General features: G+C 31.7%; 3 protein-coding genes and 1 pseudogene. 1 reads left to right on the top strand and 3 read right to left on the bottom strand.

Annotated features, from left to right (window positions below; all coding sequences use genetic code 11):
- Positions 1 to 185, top strand: a 185-nt coding sequence (locus JMX98_RS13840; RefSeq protein WP_201587403.1) for a transposase, incomplete at its 5' end; no start/stop codon positions are given.
- A gap of 13 nt (positions 186 to 198) precedes the next feature.
- Here JMX98_RS13840 and JMX98_RS13835 read toward each other — a convergent pair.
- The 3 genes and pseudogenes from JMX98_RS13835 to JMX98_RS14180 form a co-directional block, all read right to left on the bottom strand.
- Positions 199 to 852, bottom strand: coding sequence for a hypothetical protein (locus tag JMX98_RS13835; RefSeq protein WP_201587401.1), 654 nt, complete (start codon positions 850 to 852; stop codon positions 199 to 201).
- A gap of 11 nt (positions 853 to 863) precedes the next feature.
- On the bottom strand, positions 864 to 1,136 hold the full coding sequence (locus tag JMX98_RS14365; RefSeq protein WP_413786562.1) for a hypothetical protein: 273 nt from the start codon (positions 1,134 to 1,136) through the stop codon (positions 864 to 866).
- Between the two features lie 27 nt (positions 1,137 to 1,163).
- Positions 1,164 to 1,271 (bottom strand): annotated as a pseudogene (locus JMX98_RS14180) (IS5/IS1182 family transposase); the annotation flags it as partial.

Genomic DNA, 1,271 nt, shown 5'->3' with positions numbered 1-1,271 from the left:
TTCAAAAGCTGCTTAACAGGCATGGTCACAGGCTTCTATTCTTACCACCTTATAGTCCTGACTTAAATCCCATCGAGAAAAAATGGGCTCAAGTGAAGTTTTTACGCCAAGGCTGGATGGAAAATGACTTGTCTAAATTGTTTTATGATATTTGTCCAAGCTATAACACTTTTATTTTGAGCTGACTATATCTCAGCTTTAATCATATCTTTCTATTCCATCAAGTACTTTTAACATCATCTCATCATCTAAATACAAACCAAAAACTTCATTACACTTATTATAAAGTTCATAAAGCCATTTTTTCTGGATAACAGTACCATTTTTCATTTCTTCAATCTTCTTCTCTATCCAAATACTTCCTTCATCATACAAATTAGTTCTTACAAACATATAGGACAATAGTTCTAAATTTTTAACATAACGCGAATTATTCATATCTAGATTTAATTTTTTTCGCTCTATCTCATCAATATAACGAACCTCGAAATTTTTAGTTAGACAATTAAAAACTTGATTCAAAATATTTTTAATATCTATATCGAAATATTTACTAATAGACCTTTTGTTTTCATATATAAAATCTACCCAACTATTAATCATTTCTAATTTATCATCGAACTCTAAGCATAAATAGTATATTGAAAGTGGTAAATAATAAGCTACTTCTTCAAAGGTGCCAGCTGGCAAATTTCCATTTAAAAGGTTTCTATAGTCTATAGCATCTAGATCACTGTCTTCTTTAGCTAGAATTTTATCAAGATAACGTTTACCATAATCATGATGAGGATCGGAAAGCTTACTGGGTTTTTGTACATTTCCATATTGAACTTTCAAATTATCTATATACATGGCTAACTCTATTATTTATTAAAATCCTGGACAGGGAGGTTTTTTTTCATACATAGCAACCTTGACACAGGTTTGTATAGTATTAACAACTTCAGTGACCTCACGTATGTGAGCTTTGTCTCCCCTTTAAAACACAGACTATTTAATTTAAATCGAGCTTGAGCACATGCCTCACCATTTTTTATATTCTGTTTGATTACTGCACACGTATCTCTTTGTGCTTTGCAACTGCGTGGTTTACCACAAGCTTTATTTTTGTCACTCTGTAGTTTATCAAGTTGAATTCTTGTGCATTAGACCTCTTGCAAAAGTCATAGGTTTAGCTCGAAATTAATGATACCAGCAAACAGCTTCATTCTAAGATCATAGCGCTGACGACGGTTACGATATTTATGAGCCACGATTTTGAACAACTTGAT

This window comes from Psychrobacter sp. HII-4 (assembly GCF_904846595.1).
GTDB lineage: Bacteria > Pseudomonadota > Gammaproteobacteria > Pseudomonadales > Moraxellaceae > Psychrobacter > Psychrobacter celer.
This window is presented reverse-complemented; position numbering and strand designations above follow the sequence as displayed.

Excerpts from the sequence above, each read along its gene's own strand:
- JMX98_RS13835 (WP_201587401.1), bottom strand. The coding sequence starts at position 852 with ATGTATATAGATAATTTGAAAGTTCAATATGGAAATGTACAAAAACCC.